Origin of the sequence: Streptomyces cellostaticus, assembly GCF_001513965.1 — a bacterium.
GTDB lineage: Bacteria > Actinomycetota > Actinomycetes > Streptomycetales > Streptomycetaceae > Streptomyces > Streptomyces cellostaticus.
The window spans coordinates 15,962-36,795 of sequence record NZ_KQ948061.1 but is presented as its reverse complement, the minus strand read 5'-3'; the positions used below and the strand labels follow the sequence as shown (position 1 = coordinate 36,795).

18 protein-coding genes are annotated in these 20,834 nt (G+C 71.6%); 14 read left to right on the top strand and 4 right to left on the bottom strand.

Annotated features, from left to right (window positions below; all coding sequences use genetic code 11):
• The 10 genes from AQI88_RS40295 to AQI88_RS40250 all read left to right on the top strand — a co-directional run.
• A partial coding sequence (locus tag AQI88_RS40295) for a type I polyketide synthase (RefSeq protein WP_208616071.1) occupies window positions 1-2,743 on the top strand: 2,743 nt, incomplete at its 5' end.
• A gap of 28 nt (window positions 2,744-2,771) precedes the next feature.
• Window positions 2,772-3,557 carry an arylamine N-acetyltransferase gene (locus AQI88_RS40290; RefSeq protein WP_067010421.1) on the top strand — a complete coding sequence of 262 codons (786 nt, stop codon included), beginning with the start codon at window positions 2,772-2,774 and terminating at the stop codon, window positions 3,555-3,557.
• A 59-nt stretch (window positions 3,558-3,616) separates the two neighbouring features.
• Window positions 3,617-4,960 carry an NAD(P)/FAD-dependent oxidoreductase gene (locus AQI88_RS40285; protein WP_067010418.1) on the top strand — a complete coding sequence of 448 codons (1,344 nt, stop codon included), beginning with the start codon at window positions 3,617-3,619 and terminating at the stop codon, window positions 4,958-4,960.
• 9 nt (window positions 4,961-4,969) lie between these two features.
• Window positions 4,970-6,037, top strand: a complete 1,068-nt coding sequence (locus tag AQI88_RS40280; protein WP_067010415.1) for a 3-dehydroquinate synthase family protein — start codon at window positions 4,970-4,972, stop codon at window positions 6,035-6,037.
• Entirely contained in the window at window positions 6,034-7,359 is a 1,326-nt protein-coding gene (locus tag AQI88_RS40275; RefSeq protein WP_079058137.1) for a 3-deoxy-7-phosphoheptulonate synthase, read from the top strand. Before AQI88_RS40280 ends, AQI88_RS40275 begins: the two co-directional genes overlap by 4 nt.
• Window positions 7,356-8,168, top strand: a complete 813-nt coding sequence (locus AQI88_RS40270; protein WP_244184589.1) for a shikimate dehydrogenase family protein — start codon at window positions 7,356-7,358, stop codon at window positions 8,166-8,168. The genes AQI88_RS40275 and AQI88_RS40270 overlap by 4 nt, the downstream gene beginning before the upstream one ends.
• Window positions 8,169-8,288: 120 nt before the next feature.
• Entirely contained in the window at window positions 8,289-9,449 is a 1,161-nt protein-coding gene (locus AQI88_RS40265) for a DegT/DnrJ/EryC1/StrS family aminotransferase (protein WP_067010409.1), read from the top strand.
• The gene (locus AQI88_RS40260) at window positions 9,446-10,528 is read left to right on the top strand and encodes a Gfo/Idh/MocA family protein (RefSeq protein ID WP_067010406.1); all 1,083 of its coding nucleotides are present in this window, start codon (window positions 9,446-9,448) and stop codon (window positions 10,526-10,528) included. The genes AQI88_RS40265 and AQI88_RS40260 overlap by 4 nt, the downstream gene beginning before the upstream one ends.
• Before the next feature lie 59 nt (window positions 10,529-10,587).
• Window positions 10,588-11,298, top strand: coding sequence for an HAD-IA family hydrolase (locus tag AQI88_RS40255; RefSeq protein WP_398698729.1), 711 nt, complete (start codon window positions 10,588-10,590; stop codon window positions 11,296-11,298).
• 17 nt (window positions 11,299-11,315) lie between these two features.
• The gene (locus AQI88_RS40250; RefSeq protein ID WP_067010403.1) at window positions 11,316-12,215 is read left to right on the top strand and encodes an ROK family protein; all 900 of its coding nucleotides are present in this window, start codon (window positions 11,316-11,318) and stop codon (window positions 12,213-12,215) included.
• A 182-nt stretch (window positions 12,216-12,397) separates the two neighbouring features.
• Here the strand turns inward: AQI88_RS40250 and mhpA are convergent, their stop codons facing one another.
• Window positions 12,398-14,032 carry a bifunctional 3-(3-hydroxy-phenyl)propionate/3-hydroxycinnamic acid hydroxylase MhpA gene (gene mhpA, locus AQI88_RS40245; RefSeq protein WP_067010448.1) on the bottom strand — a complete coding sequence of 545 codons (1,635 nt, stop codon included), beginning with the start codon at window positions 14,030-14,032 and terminating at the stop codon, window positions 12,398-12,400.
• Window positions 14,033-14,273: 241 nt separating this feature from the next.
• Here mhpA and AQI88_RS40240 point away from each other — a divergent pair, with 241 nt between their 5' ends.
• Complete coding sequence (locus AQI88_RS40240) at window positions 14,274-14,708, top strand: hypothetical protein (protein WP_067010400.1); 435 nt, start codon at window positions 14,274-14,276, stop codon at window positions 14,706-14,708.
• A gap of 48 nt (window positions 14,709-14,756) precedes the next feature.
• Here AQI88_RS40240 and AQI88_RS40235 read toward each other — a convergent pair whose 3' ends face one another.
• Complete coding sequence (locus AQI88_RS40235; RefSeq protein ID WP_067010397.1) at window positions 14,757-14,951, bottom strand: ferredoxin; 195 nt, start codon at window positions 14,949-14,951, stop codon at window positions 14,757-14,759.
• Between the two features lie 247 nt (window positions 14,952-15,198).
• On the opposite strand from AQI88_RS40235, the gene AQI88_RS40230 reads away from it, so the two are divergent.
• Complete coding sequence (locus AQI88_RS40230) at window positions 15,199-15,984, top strand: thioesterase II family protein (protein ID WP_244184587.1); 786 nt, start codon at window positions 15,199-15,201, stop codon at window positions 15,982-15,984.
• 9 nt (window positions 15,985-15,993) lie between these two features.
• Entirely contained in the window at window positions 15,994-17,334 is a 1,341-nt protein-coding gene (locus AQI88_RS40225; RefSeq protein WP_079058136.1) for a cation:proton antiporter, read from the top strand.
• 27 nt (window positions 17,335-17,361) lie between these two features.
• On the opposite strand, the gene AQI88_RS40220 is transcribed toward AQI88_RS40225, so the two are convergent.
• A complete protein-coding gene (locus AQI88_RS40220; protein WP_079058135.1) occupies window positions 17,362-18,483 on the bottom strand; it encodes a helix-turn-helix transcriptional regulator in 1,122 nt (373 codons plus the stop codon).
• Window positions 18,484-18,962: 479 nt separating this feature from the next.
• On the opposite strand from AQI88_RS40220, the gene AQI88_RS40215 reads away from it, so the two are divergent.
• Entirely contained in the window at window positions 18,963-19,409 is a 447-nt protein-coding gene (locus AQI88_RS40215; RefSeq protein ID WP_067010436.1) for a type II 3-dehydroquinate dehydratase, read from the top strand.
• Window positions 19,410-19,682: 273 nt separating this feature from the next.
• Here the strand turns inward: AQI88_RS40215 and AQI88_RS40210 are convergent, their stop codons facing one another.
• Window positions 19,683-20,582: a ScbA/BarX family gamma-butyrolactone biosynthesis protein gene (locus tag AQI88_RS40210; protein WP_067010433.1), complete on the bottom strand. Its 900-nt coding sequence runs from the start codon at window positions 20,580-20,582 to the stop codon at window positions 19,683-19,685.
• Between the last annotated feature and the right edge of the window lie 252 nt (window positions 20,583-20,834).

Here is a 20,834-nt window from a genome sequence, read left to right as displayed (position 1 = left end):
CGTACCCGTGCACTGGACGGGCACCCTGCCCGCCGGAACCACGTCGGCGGGCGTCGACCTGCCGACGTATGCCTTCGACCACCAGCACTACTGGCTCCGGTCGACCGGGACCACGACCGACGCGACTTCCCTCGGGCTGGCCGGGACCGATCACCCGCTGCTCGGCGCCGTGGTGGAGCTGCCGCAGTCCGACGGCCTGGTGTTCACCTCGCGGCTGTCGCTGAAGTCGCACCCCTGGCTGGCCGATCACAGGGTCGGCGGCGTGGTGCTCGTCCCTGGCACGGGCCTGGTCGAGCTGGCCGTACGGGCCGGTGACGAGGCCGGGTGCAGCGTCCTGGAGGAGCTCGTGATCGAGGCGCCGCTCGTGGTGCCCGAGCACGGCGGGGTGCGCGTCCAGGTCGCCGTGAGCGGACCGGCCGGGAACGGCTCACGCACTGTGGAGGTGTACTCGCGGCGCGAGGACGCCGACGGCCCGGGCGGCGCGGACGCCTGGACACGGCACGCCAGCGGCATGCTGGCCGCCACGGTGCAACCGGGCGGCAGTGGAGCGGAGTTCGACTTCGCCGCCTGGCCGCCGCCCGGCGCGGAGCCGGTGGACATCAGCGGTGGCTACGGCCTGCTCACCGAGGTGGGCTACGGCTACGGCCCCGCGTTCCAAGGTGTGCGCGCACTGTGGCGGCGCGACGACGAGATCTTCGCCGAGGTCGCCCTGCCCGAGGAACACCGGCAGCAGGCCGGCGGGTTCGGCATCCACCCCGCGCTGCTCGACGCCGCCCTGCACGCGCCCCTGCTGCAGATCGCGGGTGCGGCCGCGGCCGACGACGGCCCCGAAGCAGGGCCGGGCGGTGCGGAGTTGAGGCTGCCGTTCGCGTGGAACGGGCTGGTGCTGCACGCCGCGGGCGCCTCGGTGCTGCGGGTGCGACTCGCGCAGCCCGAGCGCGACGCGCTGTCGCTGGCGGCGGCGGACGAGGCCGGCGCCCTGGTCGTGACGATGGACTCGCTGGTGTCCCGGGTCGTCTCCGCCGAGCAGTTGGAGACGGCGGCGGACACGCCGCGTGCCGACTCGCTGTTCCGGGTGGAGTGGACCGAGCTGCTGTCGCTTCAGGGAACGGAGCCCGCGCCGTCGTGGGCTCCGGTGGCCACTGCGGAAGAGGTGGCCACCCTGGCCGACGACGTGGAGTCGGGCGCCGCATGCCCGGCCCTGGCAGTCCTGGAGGCCGTCGGCGGTGAGGGCGACGACGCCGTGCTGGCGCTGACCACCCGAGTCCTGGAGGCCGTGCAGTGCTGGCTGGACGGGCCCGGCCTGGAGGAGGCGCGGCTCGCCGTGGTGACCCGGGGCGCGGTGCCCGCCGGTGGCGAGGACACGGTGACCGATCCGGCGGGCGCGGCGGTGTGGGGTCTGGTGCGTGCCGCACAGGCCGAGAACCCGGACCGCATCATCCTGGTCGACACCGATCCGGCGGCTCCGGTCTCCGGTGACCGGGCGGCGCGCGTCCTGGGCGCGGCGCTGGCCTCCGGCGAGCCGCAGAGCGCGGTGCGCGGCAAGGCCCTCTCGGTACCCCGGCTCGCCCGCGTCGCCGCTCAGGTCCCCGACGACGCGCCGGCGGTGTTCGGGCCGGAGGGGACCGTCCTGGTCTCGGGTGCCGGGTCGCTGGGCGGCCTGGTGGCCCGGCACCTGGTCGCGCGGCACGGCGTACGGAACCTCATGCTGGCCAGCCGCCGGGGCCGGGACGCCGAAGGTGTGCGGGAGCTGGTCGCCGAGCTGACCGAGCAGGGTGCGGCCGTGTCGGTCGTGGCCTGTGACGTGTCGGACTACGACCAGGTCAAGTCCCTGCTGGCCGCGGTGCCGGACGAGCACCCCCTGCGCGGTGTGGTGCACACGGCAGGCGTGACCGACGACGGCGTCATCGGGATGCTGACTCCGGAGCGCCTGGCGCGGGTGTTCGCGCCGAAGGTGGACGCCGTACGCCACCTGGACGAGCTCACGCGCGGTCTGGAGCTGGACGCGTTCGTCGTCTACTCCTCGGTCTCGGCCGTCTTCATGGGCGCGGGCAGCGGCAGTTACGCGGCGGCCAACGCCTTCCTGGACGGCCTGATGGCCACGCGCCGGGCGGCGGGCCTGCCGGGGCTCGCCCTGGCCTGGGGCCTGTGGGAGCAGACCAGCGGCATGGCGGCCGACACCGACGACCTCACCAAGGCGCGGCTGAACCGGCGCGGCGGCCTCCAGGCGATCACGCCTGCGGAGGGCATGGAGCTGTTCGACGCCGCCGTGGGGTCGGGACAGGCGCAACTGGTGCCGGCCAAGCTGGACCTGCGCTCGCTGCGCACCCAGGCCGCGGCCGGCGGGGGAGTGCCGCACCTGCTGCGCGGCCTGGTCCGCGCGGGCCGGCAGCAGGCCCAGGCGGCGAGCTCCGGTGAGACGGGCCAGGCGCTGACCGAGCGGCTGGCCGGGCTTTCGGGCGCCGAGCAGGCGAAGGTGCTGCTCGACCTGGTGCGGGCCCAGGTGGCCGCGGTGCTGGGCCACAGCGCCACGTACCGGATCGACGCGGACCAGGGGCTGTTCGAGGTCGGTTTCGACTCCCTCACCTCCATCGAACTGCGCAACCGGCTCCGCGACATCACCGAGAAGAAGCTCTCGCCCAACCTCGTCTTCGACTATCCGACGGCCGGAATGCTCGCCGCGCATCTGCACGGGCTGCTGTGCGGTGAACAGGCGGCACAGCCCGTAGCGGTCTCCGTGTGAAGCAGCGATCCCCCAGCGAAAGAAGGTGATGAACGTGTTCGACGTGGAAAGATATCTCGACCGGATCGGCTGCGCCGGAGCAACCGGTGTCGATATCGCGACGCTGCGGAAGCTGCACAAAAAGCACCTCATGGCGATTCCGTACAACGGCGCCACCCAGGACTTCAGCGACGGGGTGCGCCTCGTCGGCCTCGACGAGGACGCCACGTTCGAGTCGAGCGTCGTCCAGGGGCGCGGCGGCACGTGCTTCCAGCTGAACCGGCTGTTCGCCCGGCTGCTGACGGAGCTGGGCTACGACGTCACGCTGCTGGCGGCCAGCACCGCCGAGGGCTGGGAGGCCTCCGGGCTCGACGTGGAGCACTCGTTCAACCGCGTCGCCCTCGACGGCGACGAGTGGCTCGTGGACGTCGGCTACCCCGGCCCCTCCTACATCGAGCCGCTGCTGGTCCGCGACGCGGTCCAGAGCCAGTACGGATGCCAGTACCGCCTGGTCGAGCGGGGATCCAGGATCGCTCTACAGCGCCGCGGCAGGGTCACCCGGTGGAGCGTCGTCTACACCTTCACGATGCAGCCCCGGCAGTGGAGCGACTGGAAGGACATGGAGGACTTCCTCGCCCAGGAGATCGCGGCGGACACCGGGCCGCAGGACGGCACGAAGATCCTCTGCGGCCGGACGTTCGACAACGGTCAGGTCGTCCTGAAAGGACGACGTCACCTGACGGTCCGTGACGGCCGCGAGGAGATACGCACCATCACGGACGACGACGAGCACGAGCAGCTGGTCTCCCACCTGCTGTCGGGCGAATTCGAGTGAATCGCACTCCGATCACCCAGCGCGCCGGTCAAACGAATTGGCACCAGAAAGGGAAAACCATGGCGAAGGAAACAGCCGATGTGGTCGTGATCGGCGCAGGGCCGGCCGGTGCGGTCAGCGCCTTCGTGCTGGCCAAGCAGGGGCACTCCGTGGTGCTCCTGGAGAAGGAGCCGAACCCCCGATTCCACATCGGGGAGTCCCTGCTGCCGTACATGATGGGCCTGTTCGAGCGGATCGGCCTGCGCGAGGTGGTGGAGGCCCAGGGCTACGTGCGCAAGTTCGGCGGCGAGTTCATCGACCCGACCGAGAAAAAGTTCTTCGAGGGCGTCTTCCGCGCGGACTTCACCAAGCAGGGCGCGGGCCGGCACGACAACGCGTTCCAGGTCGAGCGGCGCAGGTTCGACCGGATGCTCGCCGAGCAGGCCGAGGCCGCCGGCGCGAAGGTCGTCTTCGGCGCGAACGTGAACGACCTGCTCATGGAGGGCGACCGCATGGTCGGCGTCCGCTACGACCTCGACGGCGAGTCGCACGAGGTGCGCTCCTCCTACGTGATCGACGCCAGCGGCCGCACGGGCAAGATCGCCCATCGCTTCGGGCTGCGCAAGACCCTCGAGAAGCTCCGCATGGTCGGGGTGTTCCGGCACTACTCCGGGCTCGACGAGCGCCACAACCTCGGCGTCGAGGGCGACATCCAGGTCGGCGCCCACGACGACGGCTGGGTGTGGGCCATCCCGCTGTCCAAGGACACCATCAGCGTGGGCACGGTCATGCCGCGCGACGTGCTGCGCGCCTCGACCCCGGAGAAGGTGTTCGAGGAGCACGTGGCCCGGATCCCGCGCATCGTCGCGCGCCTGACCGGCACGCAGCCCTCCATGGACTTCAAGATCGAGACCGACTACTGCTACCACGCGGACACGGTCACCGGTCCCGGCTGGCTCATGGTCGGCGACGCCGGCTGCTTCGGCGACCCCATGTTCTCCGGCGGCGTCCTGGTGGCATCGGCCACCGCCGTCCGCGCGGCCGAGACCCTCGGGCAGGCCCTCGCCGACCCGTCGGCCGAGGAGGCCCTGTTCGACCGGTACTCCAACTACTTCAAGACCGGCTACGACACCTACATCCGGCTCATCCACGCCTACTACGACGGCGAGCTGGTCGCCATGGCCGCCGACGCCGCGCGCTCGACCGACCGGGACACCCTGGAGAAGTACCTCGTCCGGCTGATCGGCGGCGACTTCTGGAGCGAGCACAACTCGGTGGCCCAGGAGATGCGGCGCCGCAAGGAGTGGGACACCTTCGAGCCGTTCCAGCGCGTCTACGGCTGCCCCTCCTACCCGCACCTGGACGAGATCGACCGCAAGGAGCGGTCCGAGTCGCGTGTCCGCCGGGTGACGGCGGGCCGGTAGAGAGACGTCATGGCATCCATTCCGCTGCGCCTGAGAGATCACTCGTACGACGTGCTCATCGGCCCCGGAGTACGTACCTCCCTCGCTGAGGTCGTCCAACGGCTGGGCGCCAGGCGGGCCGTCGTCGTGTCGGCCCGCCCCGAGGAATGGGTGCCCGACACCGGCGTCAGGACCCTGCTGCTGCCGGCCCGCGACGGGGAGCGGGACAAGACCCTCGCCACGGTGGAGGCGCTGTGCGGGGAGTTCGTACGCTTCGGGCTCACCAGGTCCGACGTCGTCGTCTCCTGCGGCGGCGGGACGACCACCGACGTGGTCGGTCTCGCCGCGGCCCTCTACCACCGTGGCGTGCCGGTGGTGCACCTGCCCACGTCACTGCTCGCCCAGGTGGACGCCAGCGTCGGCGGGAAGACGGCGGTGAACCTCCCGGGCGGCAAGAACCTGGTCGGCGCGTACTGGCAGCCGAGCGCGGTCCTGTGCGACACGGACTATCTCTCCACCCTGCCGCGGCGGGAGATGCTCAACGGCTACGGCGAGATCGCCCGCGCCCACTTCATCGGCGCGCCGAACCTGCACTCGCTCCCACTGGCGGATCAGATCGCCGCCAGTGTGAGCCTCAAGGCCCGCATCGTGGAAGCCGACGAGCGGGACGCCGGACTGCGGCACATCCTCAACTACGGCCACACGCTGGGCCATGCGCTGGAAAAGGCGACCGGCTTCGCCCTGCGCCACGGTGAGGCGGTCGCCATCGGCACGGTCTTCGCGGGCCGGCTCGCCGGTGCCCTCGGCCGTATCGGCCCGGCGCGGGTGGCGGAGCACCTGGACGTCGTCCGCTCCTACGGGCTGCCCGCCGCCCTGCCCGCCGAGACCGGGCCCGCGGCCCTGGTGCGGCTGATGCGGCACGACAAGAAGGCGTTCGGCGGCCTCGCGTTCGTCCTCGACGGGCGGGGCGGCGCGGAACTGGTGGCCGACGTGGAGCACGAGGTGGTCGCGCGCGTCCTCGACGAGATGCCCCGCACGCCGCTGGCCGACCTTGTCGACACCGTGCCCGCCGCCACGACCGATACGGCGCGGCCATGAGGCAACTGCTCCAGTGGCCGCCCGACACCGAGGGACCCTCCTGCACCGCAGGACCGGCCGGCACCGCAGGACCGACGGGTGCCGCCCGCGCGGCCGGCCGCCTCCTGGCGGACAGGCTGGCGGACGCGCTGGCCCGGCCCGCCGCGCAGCAGCCCGACTGGCCGGACCCGCAAGGCGTCCGGGACGTGGTGGCCGTGCTGCGCCGCGCCGAGCCGATCGTGGCACCGGCCGAGACTGCACGGCTGCGCGAGGAACTCGCCGCGGTCGCCCGCGGTGAGGCGTTCCTCCTCCAGGGCGGCGACTGCGCCGAGTCCTTCGCCGAGAACACCGAAGCCCACAAGCTCGCCAACCTGCGCACACTGGCGCGGATGGCCGACGTGCTCACCCGCCGCACGGGACTGCCTGTCGTCCGGGTCGCCCGGATGGCCGGGCAGTACGCCAAACCCCGCTCCCGGCCCGTGGACGCCCAGGGGCTGCCCTCCTACCGCGGTGACATCGTCAACTCCGCCGAGCCCACAGCGCAGGCCCGGACCCCCGACCCCGGCCGGATGCTGCGCGCCCACGCCGACGCCGCGCACGCGACGGCGCTGATCCGCAGGCTCGGCCGCGACGGCACGCTCGGCGCACGGAACGTCCACGTCAGCCATGAGGCGCTGCTGCTCGACTACGAGCGGTCCTCGCTGTGGGTGGACGACAGCGGGCCCGAGCCCCGCCTGTCCAGCGGCCTCGGCCACTTCCTGTGGATCGGCGAGCGCACCCGTCAACTCGACGGCGCGCACATCGCGTTCGCGCAGCTGCTGTCCAATCCCATCGGCCTCAAGATAGGCCCGGGCACGACCCCGGAAGAGGCCGTGGAATACGTGCACCGGCTCGACCCGCACGCCGAACCCGGGCGGCTCACGCTGATCACCCGCATGGGGCACACCCGCATCCGGGACGTGCTGCCGCCGATCGTGGAGAAAGTCGCCGCCGCCGGTCACCCGGTGATCTGGCAGTGCGATCCGATGCACGGCAACACCTACACGTCGGCCAACGGATACAAGACCCGGCAATTCGATGCGATAGCCGACGAGATCGCCGGTTTCTTCGAAGTGCACCGGCGCCTTGGCACTCACCCCGGCGGAATTCACCTCGAGGTCACGGGCGACCACGTCACGGAATGCGTCGGCGGCGCTCCGGGAACGGCGGAAGCCGACCTGCCCGCGCGCTACCGCACGGCCTGCGACCCCCGCCTCAACGCGGACCAGGCGCGGGAACTCGCGTACACCGTCGCCGCATGGGCGGCGGACAGTGTCACGGACCGGAAGGCGGCGCTGCGATGACCCCACGACCTCCCGTCATGCCCATCCAGGGCACCACCCGTCTGTACGCCGTCCTGGGGGACCCCGTCGCCCAGGTCCAGGCACCCGCGCTGATGAACCCGGTCTTCGCGGAGCTGGGCATCGACGCGGTGGTCGTCCCGGTGCACGCCCCGCCGGAGCACCTGGAGCAGATCGTGCGCGGCCTGCAGCGCGTGCAGAACCTCGACGGCATGTTCGTCACCGTGCCGCACAAGGCGGCCGTCCGCCACCTCGCCGACCGGTGCGGTACGACCGTCGACATCGTCGGCAGTGCGAACGTGCTGCGCCGCGAGGCCGACGGCGGCTGGCTCGCGGAGAACTTCGACGGCTCGGGCTTCGTCACGGGCCTCGCCGGCGCCGGGCACGAGCCGAAGGGCAGCCGCGCGGCGCTCGTCGGCGCGGGCGGCGCGGGCAGCGCCATTGCCGCCGCGCTCCTGGAGGCCGGCGTCGAACGGCTCTCCCTGTACGACACGGACACGGCGAAGCTCACCGCGCTGGCCGCCCGGCTGGAGGCGCACTGGCCGGGCCGGGTGCACGTCCTGAGCGGCCCGCACCTGGCGGACGCCGACCTCGCGGTCAACGCCACACCGCTCGGGCTGCGCGCGGACGACCCGCTGCCCTTCCCGCTGGACTCCCTGCCGCCGGGCGGCGTCGTGGCCGACATCATCATGAAGCCCCGCGAGACCCGCCTGCTGCGCGAGGCCGCCGCACGGGGACACCGGATCCACCACGGCATTCACATGCTCGAGGGACAACTGAATTCCTATAGGGCCTTCTTCGGTCTGCGGTAGAACGCCGCCAAGACTACCGAGGCAAGGGATGCGCAAAAGCTCTGGCAGGCACCTACTTTGGACCTGTTGTCGAGCTGTCCTGTGCCTTACATCGAGTCAATTCCAGTTACTTGGAGAATCATGAACGTGCGACAGGCGCCGGAATACCCCCAATGGCCGCAGTACGACGCGACAGAGCGGGAAGGCCTTATCCGAGCCCTTGAGCAGGGCCAGTGGTGGCGGATGGGCGGCAGCGAAGTCGACTCCTTCGAGCGGGAGTTCGCCGAATTCCACGGCGCTCCCCACGCGCTGGCCGTCACCAACGGAACCCACGCGCTGGAACTCGCCCTGCAGGTCATGGGAGTCGGCCCGGGCTCCGAGGTCATCGTCCCGGCCTTCACCTTCATCTCCTCGTCGCAGGCGGCGCAGCGTCTCGGCGCGGTCGCCGTCCCGGTGGACGTCGACCCGCGCACGTACAACATCGACGTGGCGGCGGCCGCCGCGGCCGTGACGCCGCGTACCCGGGTCATCATGCCCGTGCACATGGCCGGGTTCCTGGCCGACATGGACGCCCTGGCCAAGCTCTCCGCCGACACGGGCGTCGCGCTGCTCCAGGACGCCGCGCACGCCCACGCCGCCCGCTGGCAGGGCAAGCGCGTCGGCGAACTCGGCTCGGTCGCCGCGTTCAGCTTCCAGAACGGCAAGCTGATGACCGCGGGCGAGGGCGGCGCCGTCCTGTTCCCGGACTCGGAGCTGTACGAGAAGGCGTTCCTGCGGCACAGCTGCGGACGGCCGCGCACCGACCGCCTCTACAAGCACCAGATCGCCGGCTCCAACCTGCGCCTCAACGAGTTCTCCGCGGCCGTCCTGCGGGCCCAGCTCGGCCGCCTGGAAGGCCAGATAAAGACCCGACAGCAGCGCTGGGCCACGCTGTACCCGCTGCTCGAGAAGATCGACGGGGTCGTCCCGCAACGCGCCGACGAGCGCACCGACTTCCCCTCGCACTACATGGCGATGTTCCGCGTACCCGGCATCGGGGAGGAGAACCGCAACGCCCTGGTCGACCGGCTCGTGGCGGCCGGAGTGCCGGCGTTCGCAGGCTTCCGCGCGATCTACCGCACCGACGCCTTCTGGGAGATGGGCGCCCCCGACGAGACCCCCGACCAGCTCGCCGAGCGCTGCCCGCACGCCGAGGCCATCAGCCAGGACTGCGTCTGGCTGCACCACCGCACCCTGCTCGCCACCGAGCAGGACATGCACCGGACGGCCGAGATCGTCGCGGACGCTGTAGCCGCCGTATGAGCGTCAGGACAGCCGTCGTCGGGCTCGGCTGGGCGGGGCGGGAGCTCTGGCTGCCCCGGCTGGTCGAACACGCCGACTTCGACGTGGTGGCCGTCGTCGACCCCGCGCCGACGGCGCGGGCCGCGCTCGACGTGGCACCGGGCGTGCCCGTGCACCCGACGGTGGATGCGCTGACCCCCGCCGCGGTCGACCTCGCCGTCGTCGCCGTCCCCAACCACCTGCACGCCGAGGTCTCCGCGGGCCTGCTCGGCAAGGGAGTCTCCGTCTTCCTGGAGAAGCCGGTGTGCCTGACCTCCGGCGAGGCCGACACCCTGGCCGCCGCCGAACGCGCCGGCGGCGCCACGCTCCTGGCCGGCAGCGCCGCCCCGCACCGCGCCGACGTGGGCGCCCTGGCACGCCTGGTGCCGGAGCTCGGCCGCATCCGCCATGTCGACCTGGCCTGGGTGCGGGCACGCGGCATCCCGCGGGCCGGCGGCTGGTTCACGCAGCGCAGCAAGGCCGGCGGCGGCGTCCTCTTCGACCTCGGCTGGCATCTGCTCGACACGCTCGCGTCCCTGCTCGGCCCGGCCCGCTTCACCCAGGTCGTCGGCGTGACCTCGGACGACTTCGTGGGCGCCGACGCCTGGGGCGCGGCCTGGCGGCAGGACGAGGCGGCCGCCGGCGGCACCGGTGACGTCGAGGACACCGCCCGGGGCTTCTTCGTCCGCGACGACGGTGTCTCGGTCTCCCTGCGCGCCAGCTGGGCGTCGCACGCGGCGCGGGACGTGTCCCGGATCCAGGTGGTGGGCAGCGCCGGAACCGCCGAGCTGAGGTGCACCTTCGGCTTCAGCCCCAACCGCCTGCCGCACGCGGAACTGACGCTGACCCGCGAGGGCACCACCACGTCCGTGGCGGTGCCGGACGAGCCCATCGGCAGCGAGTACGGGCGGCAGCTGGACGGCCTGGCCGCGCTCCTGGCCGACCCGGGCCGGCGCGGCAGGGCCATCGGCGAGGCCCGTACGACGGTCCGCGTCATCGAGGACTTCTACGCCTCGGCCCGCTCCACGCACAGGCAGACCCCCGTGCTCGTCCATCAGTAGGAGCCCACCAGCAGGAGGTGAAGAAGCCGGTGACAGCACCAGTTTCGACAGAACGAGCCGTGATCCAGGACCGGACCGCGGCCCCTGTGACCGGCGGGACGGCAACGGCGACGCAGCCGCCCCAGCCGGTCAGACACGCCGTGATCTTCGACCTGGACGGCGTCCTCGTCGACAGCTTCGCGGTGATGTACGAGGCGTTCGCCATCGCGTACAAGGAGGTCGTCGGCGACGGCCCGGCGCCGTTCGACGAGTACCGGCGTCATCTGGGGCGCTACTTCCCGGACATCATGCGGATCATGGGCCTGCCCCTGGAGATGGAGGAGCCCTTCGTCCGCGAGAGCTACCGGCTCGCGTCCCAGGTGCCGGTCTTCGACGGCATAGTGGAGCTGCTCACCACCCTGCGGGTGCGGGGCCTGAGGCTCGCCGTGGCCACCGGCAAGAGCGGGCAGCGGGCGCGCTCCCTGCTCGACCAGCTGGGGCTGCTGCCCTTCTTCGACCATGTGATCGGCTCGGACGAGGTCGCCCGCCCGAAGCCGGCCCCGGACATCGTGGAGCACGCCCTGGACCTGATGGGCTTCTTGCCCGAGCAGGCCATCATGGTCGGTGACGCACCGACCGACATCGCCAGCGCCCACGGCGCCGGCGTGACCTCGGCCGGCGCGCTGTGGGCGCTGTCCGAGGCCGAGGAACTGCTCGCCGCCGAGCCGGCCGTCGTCCTCGCCCGCCCCACCGACCTGCTGGCCCTGTGCCCGTCCGTGCCCGGCAACTGAAGGATCGGCCGGGCCGCATGGAGAGGGCACATCACCTCGGTGTCGACATCGGGGGCACCAAGGTCGCGTTGCGGGTGGAAGCCGGTGCGCAGTGCGTGGACGAGACCGTCTTCGCCTGGCAGCCGCGGCACAGCGCCGACCGTGACCTCGCCCAACTGGCGGAGCATGTAGGCGAGTTGCGCACGAGGCTGGCAGCGCCCCTGAGGTCAGTGGGCGTCGCGATGCCGGCGACCGTCGGACCCGACGAGCGGATCGCCGCCTGGCCGAGCCGGCCCGAATGGGCCGGCACGGACCTGGGCGCGGCACTGCGCGCCCTGTTCCCGGGCGCCGCCGTCGCCTGGGCGGACGACGGCGACCTCGGCGCCCTCGCCGAGGCACAGGCCGCCGGCTGCGCGGACCTCCTCTACCTGGGGGTCGGCACGGGCATCGGCGGCGGCCTCGTCCTGCGCGGCGAACTGTGCCCGGGCCTGGGCCGCGGTTCCTTCGAGATCGGACACACGGTCGTCGAGCTGGACGGCCCGCGGTGCGTGTGCGGACGCCGGGGCTGCCTTCAGGCGATCGCCTCGGGCCCGGCCACGCTGCGCCACGCGGCCCGGCTGCGGGGGAGCGAGGTCACCTTCGACGCGCTGCGCCGGGCCTGGTGCGACGGGCAGCCCTGGGCGGTCACCGCGCTGCGGCGCACCTGCCGCGCCCTGGCCGCCGCCGCGGTCAGCGTCCAGGAACTGGTCCATCCGCAACTCCTGCTGCTCGGAGGCGGCTTCGCGAGCGGCATCCCGGGCCTCGACACCCTGGTGTCCGCACAACTCGCGGAATTGTCCCGTCCCGGGCAGCCTGAGCTCGCTGTGCGACCGGCTTCGCTGGGCGGGTTGTCCTCGCTGCGGGGTGCGGTCGCGCTGGCTCGTCTGATCCGGCCCTGAGCGGTCAGTGCGCCGGGCACGGCCGCCACCAGGCGGTCGCGCAGGTTGTCGACTGTCCGTACAGCTCGCGGAGTTGTCCCGTCCCGGGCAGCCTGAGCTCGCTGTGCGACCGGCTTTGCTGGGCGGGTTGTCCTCGCTGCGGGGTGCGGTGGCGCTGGCTCGTCTGATCCGGCCCTGAGCGGTCAGTGCGCCGGGCGCGGTTGCCCGGCGGGCACGGCCGCCACCAGGCGGTCGCGCAGGTCGTCCACCAGCGCGGCGGTGTCCTCGGGGCCGTTCGCCGCGCCGAAGACGTGGTAGTCCGGCCGGATGAGCACCGCGGTCGCACGGTGCTCGGCCAGGTACGCCCGGTAGAAGCCGTCCACATCGATCACGTCGGTCAGGCCCTGCTGCCCGTCCCCCACCGCCCCGGACGGCAACAGGCGCACCACCTGGGTGTCGAGAGCGGAGAGGAAGGACCACCGGTCCTCGCCGAGCGCGGGGCGCGGATCGTCCGTGGTGAGCAGGACGAAGCCACGGCCCACGACCTCGTCGAACAGGCCCGTGCCGCCCTGCGCGCTCACTCGCCCCTGCGGCACCACCGTACCGGCCTCGGGCCCCGCCGGGTTCGCGGACGGCCGGCGCAGCAGCCCGGCCGACAGCGGCTTCGCCGGCTCCGGTTCCCCCGGCCCGGTACGACCGCGCCGGCCCGCGAGGACCGTGGCGTCGCGCTCCGCGGCGGCCGCCGGGTCCGTCACGCAGATCACGCGGCCCAACTGCACCGAAGAGAGGATCGACTCCTTCACGTGCTGCCGGCGTTCCTCGGCATAGGTGTCGAGGACGGAGGCATCGGCCAGGCCACGCAGCGTCAGATCCAGCTTCCACGCCAGATTGGCCGCGTCCCGGATCCCGGAGCACATGCCCTGCCCGGCGAAGGGCGGCATCAGATGCGCCGCGTCACCGGCGAGCAGCACCCGGCCCGTGCGCCACTGGTCGGCCCAAGCGGCCCGGAATATATAGGTGGTGCTGCGCAGCAGCGTGGCGGTGTCCGGGGTGACACCGAACGGCTTGAGCAGGCGCCAGGCCGTCTCCTCCTTGTTCAGCTCAGCGCTGCTCTCGCCCGGCAGCCGCATGAACTCCCAGCGGCGGTGCCCCGGGCCGCTGCCCACCAGCGTCGTGGGCCGCGCGGGGTCGCAGATCTGGACGTTGGTGGGGGTGAACTCGCGCGGCTCGTGCAACTCGACGTCGCACAGCAGCCACTCGTAGGAGAACCCGAGATCGGTCATGGGGACGCCGAGGTGCTCGCGCACGAAGCTGTTGGCCCCGTCGCAGCCGACGACCCAGCGTGCGACGACGGTACGGGGCGCTGCGTCGTCGGTCTCGACGGTCAGTGTCACCCGCTCGTCGTGCTCGGTGAGGTCCACGACCCGGTGCCCGCGCAGCAGCGTGATGCCGGGCAGCGACGCCGCCCGGGCCGCGAGCAGTTCCTCCAGGGCGGGCTGGTGCATGGTGTTGGCGTCCGGCCAGCCGTACCTCCCCGTGGGGGAGAAGGCGATGTCCAGCAGCGTCTCTCCCGCCGCGGTACGCCACTGGTAGCCGGTGGCCGGTTCCGTGATGCGGCCGAACCGGTCCGCGATCCCGGTGGCCGCGAGCAGCCGGGCGGTCTCCCCGTCGAAGCTGGTCGCCCGCGGCAGCAGATACGGCCTGGGGCGGCGCTCGAGGACGGTCACCCGCAGGCCGCGCTGGGCGAGCAGCACCGACAGGGCGGCGCCGATCGGCCCGTTGCCGACAATGGCCACATCCGTGTCCGTGGGGGACTCGTGCAGGTCGTGCGGGCGCATGGCGGACATCGTCATCCCTACTCGCAAGGTGTCGGAAAACGGCGAGGGCCCCGGCATATGGCATGGAAAAGGGCGCGGAAAGAGGCGTACGGAAAAACGACCCCTGAACCCCTGGGTATTCGGCGAGATTAGCACCCCGTTGTTCGCGGCGGATCCCCGTGCGCGGCGGCCTATCAGATCGGGGGATGCCTGGCCAACCGCGCCTGTCCTACTGTGTGGAACTGCCGTGCAAGTCGCGGACATGGGCAAGGAACGTGTCCTCGACCGACGGTCAAGCCGCGATCGAGGGGAATTCCGGCCGGAATTCCTGGACGCCTGGATCCTGCGCCGGATCGCGGACAGCCCGCGGTGGAAGGACCTGTTCGCCGAAGTGCCTCCGGCGATGCGCGACTACCCGGCCGACGACGTGGCCGACCTGCTCAAGGACGCCGGGCTCGAACTCACCCACTACGAGCCCGGACTCCCGCCCCCGTTCAGCAGGAAGAAGGGCACGGCCCTGACCCCCGGGGAACTGGCCGAGATGCGCACGCGGTTCCGGCGGACCTGGTTCGCCTCCCAGGCTGAGGTCCTCGGCGACCGGGTGGAGGAGTTCCTGGACGAGGCGCTCGGGACGCTGGTCGAGGCGGGCAAGACCGACCCGCACCACGCCCGGATCGTCGCCCACCGCCCCCTCTGAGCCCACGCCACAGTGGCGTGGGCCCGCATGCGCGACGGGAGCGCCCTGTCAGCCGGCGAGGGAGAGCGCCTGGGCCGGACACAGGTCGACGGCCTCGCCGGCCGCCGACCGGAGTTCGTCCTCGGGCTCGGCGTCCAGTACGACGACCACGCCGTCGTCCTCGCCCTGGTCGAACAGCTCCGGCGCGATGCGCACGCACTGACCCGCGCCGACACACTTGTCGGTGTCCGCGACTATCTTCACGGTGATCGCCTCCTACGGGGTGAACGGCAGGCCGTCGGTCATGATGCCCGAGGCGTACGAAATCGAGGTCGCCGCGCCAGCGAAACTGATGGCGCCACTCCAGCGAAATTCAAGTCCGCGCCTTCAGAGTCGAGTTCTGAAATGGGAGCCCTATCAGGTCGAGGGATACCGGGCTGACGACACCGTTCCTACCCTTTGTAAAACCATGCAATGCGCGGGATCGGCTTCCTGAAAGGATTTTCTGGCCGTGCCTAAAGCACCGGAGCAATGCGGAACCTGGATCCGCCGGTTCCACCCCGCGCCGGACAGCGGGGTCCGCCTCGTGTGCCTGCCGCACGCCGGCGGGTCCGCGAGCTTCTACTTTCCGCTGTCCAGGGCGCTCACGCCCGCGGTGGACGTACTGGCGGTGCAGTACCCGGGACGGCAGGACCGGCGCCATGAGCCGAACATCGACAGCGTTCCCGAGCTGGCCGACCGGATCTTCGAGGTGATACGCCACCTGGACGACCGGCCCCTGGCGCTGTTCGGACACAGCATGGGCGCCGGGCTCGCCTACGAGGTTGCGCTGCGGATGCAGGACGCCGGCCTCCCCGCGCCCGTACGGCTCTTCGCCTCCGGCCGGCGAGCCCCGTCCCGCGACCGCGACGAACGGCTCCACCTGGGGTCGGACGAGCAGCTCGTGGCCGAGGTGCGCAAGCTGGGAGGCTCCCACGCGGCGCTGCTCGACGACCCGGAAATCCTGGAAACGATCATGCCGGCGATCCGCAGCGACTACCGCGCCGCGGAGAAGTACCGCTACACACCCGGCCAGAAGCTCACGTGCCCGGTGACGGTGCTCACCGGAGACAGCGACCCCCGGGTCTCGATCGACGAGGCGGCGGCCTGGGAAGAGCACACCACCGGCCTGACGGAGCTCCAGGTGTTCCCGGGAGGCCACTTCTTCCTCGCCGACCAGAGCGCACGCGTGAGCGGACTCCTCGCGGACCGCCTGGCCCGCCGGGACGCGGACACGCGTCACGAAGCCCGTATCTGAGGTGATGAGGTGACCGAGTTGAGCTCCGCGCCCGTACCGACCATTCCCCATCACTCGCTGCTGGTGTTCCTTCTCCAGCTGGCGGTGCTGCTTCTTCTGGCCCTGGCGCTCGGGCAGTTGGCCGCGCGGTTCAAGATGCCCGCGATCGTCGGTGAGCTGCTCGCCGGCGTGATCGTCGGCCCCTCGGTCCTCAGCCACGCATGGCCCGGTCTCGCCCACTGGCTGCTGCCGAAGGACCCGGGCCAGATGCATCTGCTCGACGCGGTCGGGCAGGTGGGTGTCATCCTGCTCGTCGGCGTCACCGGCATGGAGCTGAAGTTCGACCTCGTCAGGCGGCGCCGGCTCACCGCGGTCCGGGTGAGCCTGTGCGGTCTGCTGCTGCCCCTGGGGCTCGGCATCGGCGTGGGCTACCTGCTGCCCTCCTCGCTCATGCCGGGCGACACGAGCCCGACGGTCTTCTCGCTGTTCCTCGGTGTGGCCATGTGCGTCACCGCGATCCCGGTGATCGCCAAGACCCTCATTGACATGGACCTGCTGCACCGCGACGTCGGGCAGCTGACCCTGGCCGCCGGCGTGATCGACGACGTCTTCGGCTGGTTCCTGCTCTCCATCGTGTCGGCGATGGCGACGGCCGGGCTGAGCACCCGGACGATCGCCACGTCCCTGCTCTACCCCGTGGGCGTCGTGCTCGCCGCCTGGCTGGTGGGCCGACCCCTGGTGAAGGCGGCGCTGCGCGCGGCGGGCCGCTCCTCGTCGCCGGCGGCCACGGTCGCGGTGGCGACGCTGATCGTGCTGCTCGGCGCGGCGGCGACACAGGCGATGCGCCTGGAGGCGGTCTTCGGCGCGTTCGTGTGCGGCGTACTGATCGGCACGAGCGGCGAGCTGGACCGGGAGAAACTGGCTCCGCTGCGGACGACGGTCCTCGCCTTCCTCGCGCCGGTCTTCTTCGCCACGGCCGGCGTCCGGATGGACCTGTCCGCGCTGGTCAGGCCCACCGTCCTGGCCACGGCCTGCGCGGTGCTCGCCGTGGCGATCCTCGGCAAGTTCGTGGGTGCCTTCGCCGGCGCGAAGCTGAGCGGCCTCGGCCGCTGGGAGGCCCTCGCGCTCGGAGCCGGCATGAACTCCCGCGGGGTGATCGAGGTCGTCGTGGCGACGGTGGGCCTGCAACTCGGGGTCCTCGGCGCCGAGACGTACACCGTCATCATCCTCGTCGCGATCGTGACCTCGCTGATGGCACCGCCGGTTCTCCGTGTCGCCATGGCCCGGATCGACGAGAACGCCGAGGCGGAGATGGGCCTGGCCGGCCCGAGGGCGCGCGACCTGGCGCCCGCTCCGCCCGCCTCGGTGTGACGGACAGGCCGGCGGATCCGGTGGTCCTCAGCGGGCCTTCGCACTCCCGGTGGCCGTGCTCGGCACCTGGCTCCACGCCCGTGTCAGTTCCACCCGCGAGGCCACGTTCATCTTCCGGAAGATCTTCTTCAGGTGGAAGGCCACGGTGTGACCGGAGATGAACAGACGCTCTCCGACCTGGGAGTTGGTGAACCCCTGGCTCACCAGCTCGGCCACGGCCGCCTCCGTCTTGGTGAGCTCGCTCGTGGTCATGCCGTCCTGGCCGACGTACTGCGGATAGCGGCCCCGCCGCACTCCGAGCGAGCGCAGCCGGCTCACCACCCTGCGGGCATCACGCGGAGCCGCGGCATTCGTGTAGGCGTCCGCCGCCGATTCGAGGGCCTTGACCGCCCGTTCGCGCTCGGCGGGCCGTACGGCGAAGAGCTTTCCGGCGTCCTCACAGGCGGACGCGGTGGCCCACGGGTCCAGATGCGAGGCGGCCGCGGCGAGGATCCTTTCCGGATTCCGCTCCAGGAGGCCCGCGGCGTGCATCGCCGCCGCCGCCACGGAACGGAGCCCGCGGTTGCGCGCCGCGAGCGCGCAGGCCACCGAGACCACCCGCTGGGCGAGGGCCTGGTCGCCCAGCTGCCGGGTGGCCCTGACGAGCCAGGCGGCAGCGGCGGGCTGGGACGCCAACAGCTCCAGGAGCAGCTGGTCGTCGGTGACGATGCCCACGATGAGCTGGGCCGCGCTCGTCGCGCCGCCCTGCACCTCGAGGAGCTGGGCCGCGGCCCAGGCACACTGACTCGGCCTGTGGGCCGTCTGGCCGAGCAGCGCCCAGTCCCGCAGCTGATTGGCGAACTCCGTGCTCACGCTCATGTTGCCCTGCCGCAGGGCGCTCAGCGCCATCACGGTGTGCGCATCGGGCAACAGGCGGTGCAGGCCGGTGCGCTGCGCCTGGTCGACGCCCTTGCCCGTGAGATCGACGGCGGTGGCGACATCCCCCTGGGCGAACGCGAGATCCGCCGCACAGAGCAGCGAGGCCGCCAGGAGGCCGCCGCCGGCCTCGGGCCGTGCCGCCGTCAGCTCGTCCACCTCGGCCAGCACCCGCGCCGCGGAGGAGAGATCGCGGATCCGGATCAGCAGTGCGGCGTGCCAGATCTTTGCCAAACCCTTGCAATTTCCGGTGTCTTCGGGTTCCGTTCGACCGGCGGCCTTTGCCAGGCGAATGCCTTCTTCGAGATCACCGCGGGACCAGGCGGAAGAAGAGGACTCGGAAAGGCGGGCGGTCTCGCAGGAGTTGTTCTGGCAGAGAGACACGACGGAGAAGAAGGGGGGCAGCCGCAAGCGAAACGGAGAATCGAGCATCACATCTCCAGTCATGGGATTCGTGCCGTCCGAGTGGGGGCCCGTGCGCGGACCAGGGTAGGGCGGGGGTGTTACGGCGGCGGGGCGGGCCGACGCGGTGTGTGGGGGGCCTCGACCGGTGCCCGAGCGGCCCTTGAGTGGCCATGGCCGGCTGCGCGGAAAAGGTACAGGTCCGCAAGCCTTTTGAACTATCAGCTCTGGGAGTGGCGCACCGCGAAGTGAGGCGACAGCATGGAAGTGCCCCGCAGTTCGCGGGGAATGTGAATACCTAGGTGGCCATCTTGAGTGTCGTGCTTCTCTTGAACGGTCCCAATCTGGGCATTCTGGGGCGACGGGAGCCGGAGATCTACGGCACCGACACGCTTGCCGACATCGAGGCGGCGGTCGCCGAGGAGGTGAGCGTCCGGGGCTGGGACGTACGGTCCGTCCAGCACGACTCGGAAGGGGATCTCGTCGGCGCCATTCACCGGTACAGCGACACCACCGTCGGTGCCATCGTCAATCCCGGTGCCCTGATGATCGCAGGCTGGAGTCTGCGCGACGCGCTCGCGAGCTACCCGCCGCCGTGGATCGAGGTGCACCTCAGCAACGTATGGGCCCGCGAACAGTTCCGGCACGAGTCGGTGATCGCCCCGCTGGCGAGCGGTGTCGTGGTCGGCCTCGGATCCTACGGCTACCGCCTGGCCGCCCAGGCGCTGATGCACCTGTCCACACCGGCCCCGCTCTGACCCACCCACACACCAGGGCCGGGGGCGCCCCCCCCCGTCGCCTCCGGCCCTTCCCCCCGGACACCTTGTTCACCGGCGGACTCCGTCGACACCGCCCCGGACGCCGGCATGCGCACCGGCGAGTGAGCGAAGCCGGAACGGCGCGCGACGGCTGGTTCGGGAGGCCGGGTCGGCGGTTCTGCTCCAGCCCGGCCTCCACCACCTTCTCCGGGTGCTCGTCCGGCTCCGGAACCGTCCCACCCGCTGACGGGACGTCAATGCCGGCAGACGGGCTCAGTCGTGGACGACGGGGCCCGAGATCCGGGCCGTGAAGACCTCGTTGTCGTCCTGCCGTCCGGTGATCCGGGCATGAAACGTTCCCGACCCCGTATCCGCCAGGGCGGACGCCTCGATCCAGCACGGGCTGGTGAACTCCGCATACCGCTGGAACTCGGTGGAGACCGTGGCCGGGATCAGCGTGGAGCCCGGCGGGAGCAGGGCGCAGGCGGCCTGCCGGGCCGCTTCGAGAAGGACCATCCCGGGCACGTGGTCGCCGTCGTGGTCGAAGAGGATGGGGTGGCTCGTATCCGCGTTGAGCCGCCAGCGGCCGGGCGTCCCGGTCGGCGCGAGCACCACGTCCCTGCGCAGCGTCCTGCCGAAGTCGGACGGAGCGAGGGGGACGGGCTGGTAGGGGGAGGGGTCGGTGGCGGGAGCGGAGCCGCGCAGCCGCCGGTACGTCGCGTCCGAGATGCACGTGAAGCGTCCGCCGCCGTTCGCGACGAGGTGACCGTCACGCTCGATGGTGATCACCAGGCGGAATTCGACGAGCCGGTTTCCCCTGCGTACGACGTCGACGCAGGTGGCTTCCAGGACGAGATCGCTGGGGGTCCTCCCGACGCCCAGGTGTTCGACGTGGCTGACGAAGGACATGTCCCACATGACGAAGTGATGGCCCAGCGGCACATCGAACTCCGCGTGCGCGAGGTGCAGGCCGACCTGCCGCATCGTTTCCGCTATCTGCATCGGGTCGTGCCGCCGGCCGTCGGCGCTGAGGAAGAAGGTGTGTGCGCGCGGCCACTGTCCGGTGAGGACGAACCTTGACTCGTGGATCCTGGTGCAACTGGTCAGAAAGACCTCGGCCAGTGAGGCCCGGTGGACGTACTCCCGCGGCACTGTGGTGGTCAGTGGGGCCAACCAGGCAGTGTCGCTGAGTGACGGCTGTGTGTCACAGCTCGTCCGGACCTTGCTGCTGTGTTGCTTGTGGACTGCATGCACATTCATGGACCTCTCCCCGCAGGAGGTGAACGAAAGCGTGGGCCAAAGATACGTACTCTCCGGTTTGATTTTCAATGGGTGAGACCCGAAGCACTCCCGATCAGCCGTCCGTCCGTGGCGTGGTCGAGGCGGAGAACGACGCTTCCGTTCCAGGCCACTCGTGCGCGACCC

Excerpts from the sequence above, each read along its gene's own strand:
- AQI88_RS40290 (WP_067010421.1), top strand. The coding sequence starts at position 2,772 with ATGAACGTGTTCGACGTGGAAAGATATCTCGACCGGATCGGCTGCGCC.
- AQI88_RS40285 (WP_067010418.1), top strand. The coding sequence starts at position 3,617 with ATGGCGAAGGAAACAGCCGATGTGGTCGTGATCGGCGCAGGGCCGGCC.
- AQI88_RS40280 (WP_067010415.1), top strand. The coding sequence starts at position 4,970 with ATGGCATCCATTCCGCTGCGCCTGAGAGATCACTCGTACGACGTGCTC.
- AQI88_RS40275 (WP_079058137.1), top strand. The coding sequence starts at position 6,034 with ATGAGGCAACTGCTCCAGTGGCCGCCCGACACCGAGGGACCCTCCTGC.
- AQI88_RS40270 (WP_244184589.1), top strand. The coding sequence starts at position 7,356 with ATGACCCCACGACCTCCCGTCATGCCCATCCAGGGCACCACCCGTCTG.
- AQI88_RS40265 (WP_067010409.1), top strand. The coding sequence starts at position 8,289 with ATGAACGTGCGACAGGCGCCGGAATACCCCCAATGGCCGCAGTACGAC.
- AQI88_RS40260 (WP_067010406.1), top strand. The coding sequence starts at position 9,446 with ATGAGCGTCAGGACAGCCGTCGTCGGGCTCGGCTGGGCGGGGCGGGAG.
- AQI88_RS40250 (WP_067010403.1), top strand. The coding sequence starts at position 11,316 with ATGGAGAGGGCACATCACCTCGGTGTCGACATCGGGGGCACCAAGGTC.
- mhpA (WP_067010448.1), bottom strand. The coding sequence starts at position 14,032 with ATGCGCCCGCACGACCTGCACGAGTCCCCCACGGACACGGATGTGGCC.
- AQI88_RS40240 (WP_067010400.1), top strand. The coding sequence starts at position 14,274 with ATGGGCAAGGAACGTGTCCTCGACCGACGGTCAAGCCGCGATCGAGGG.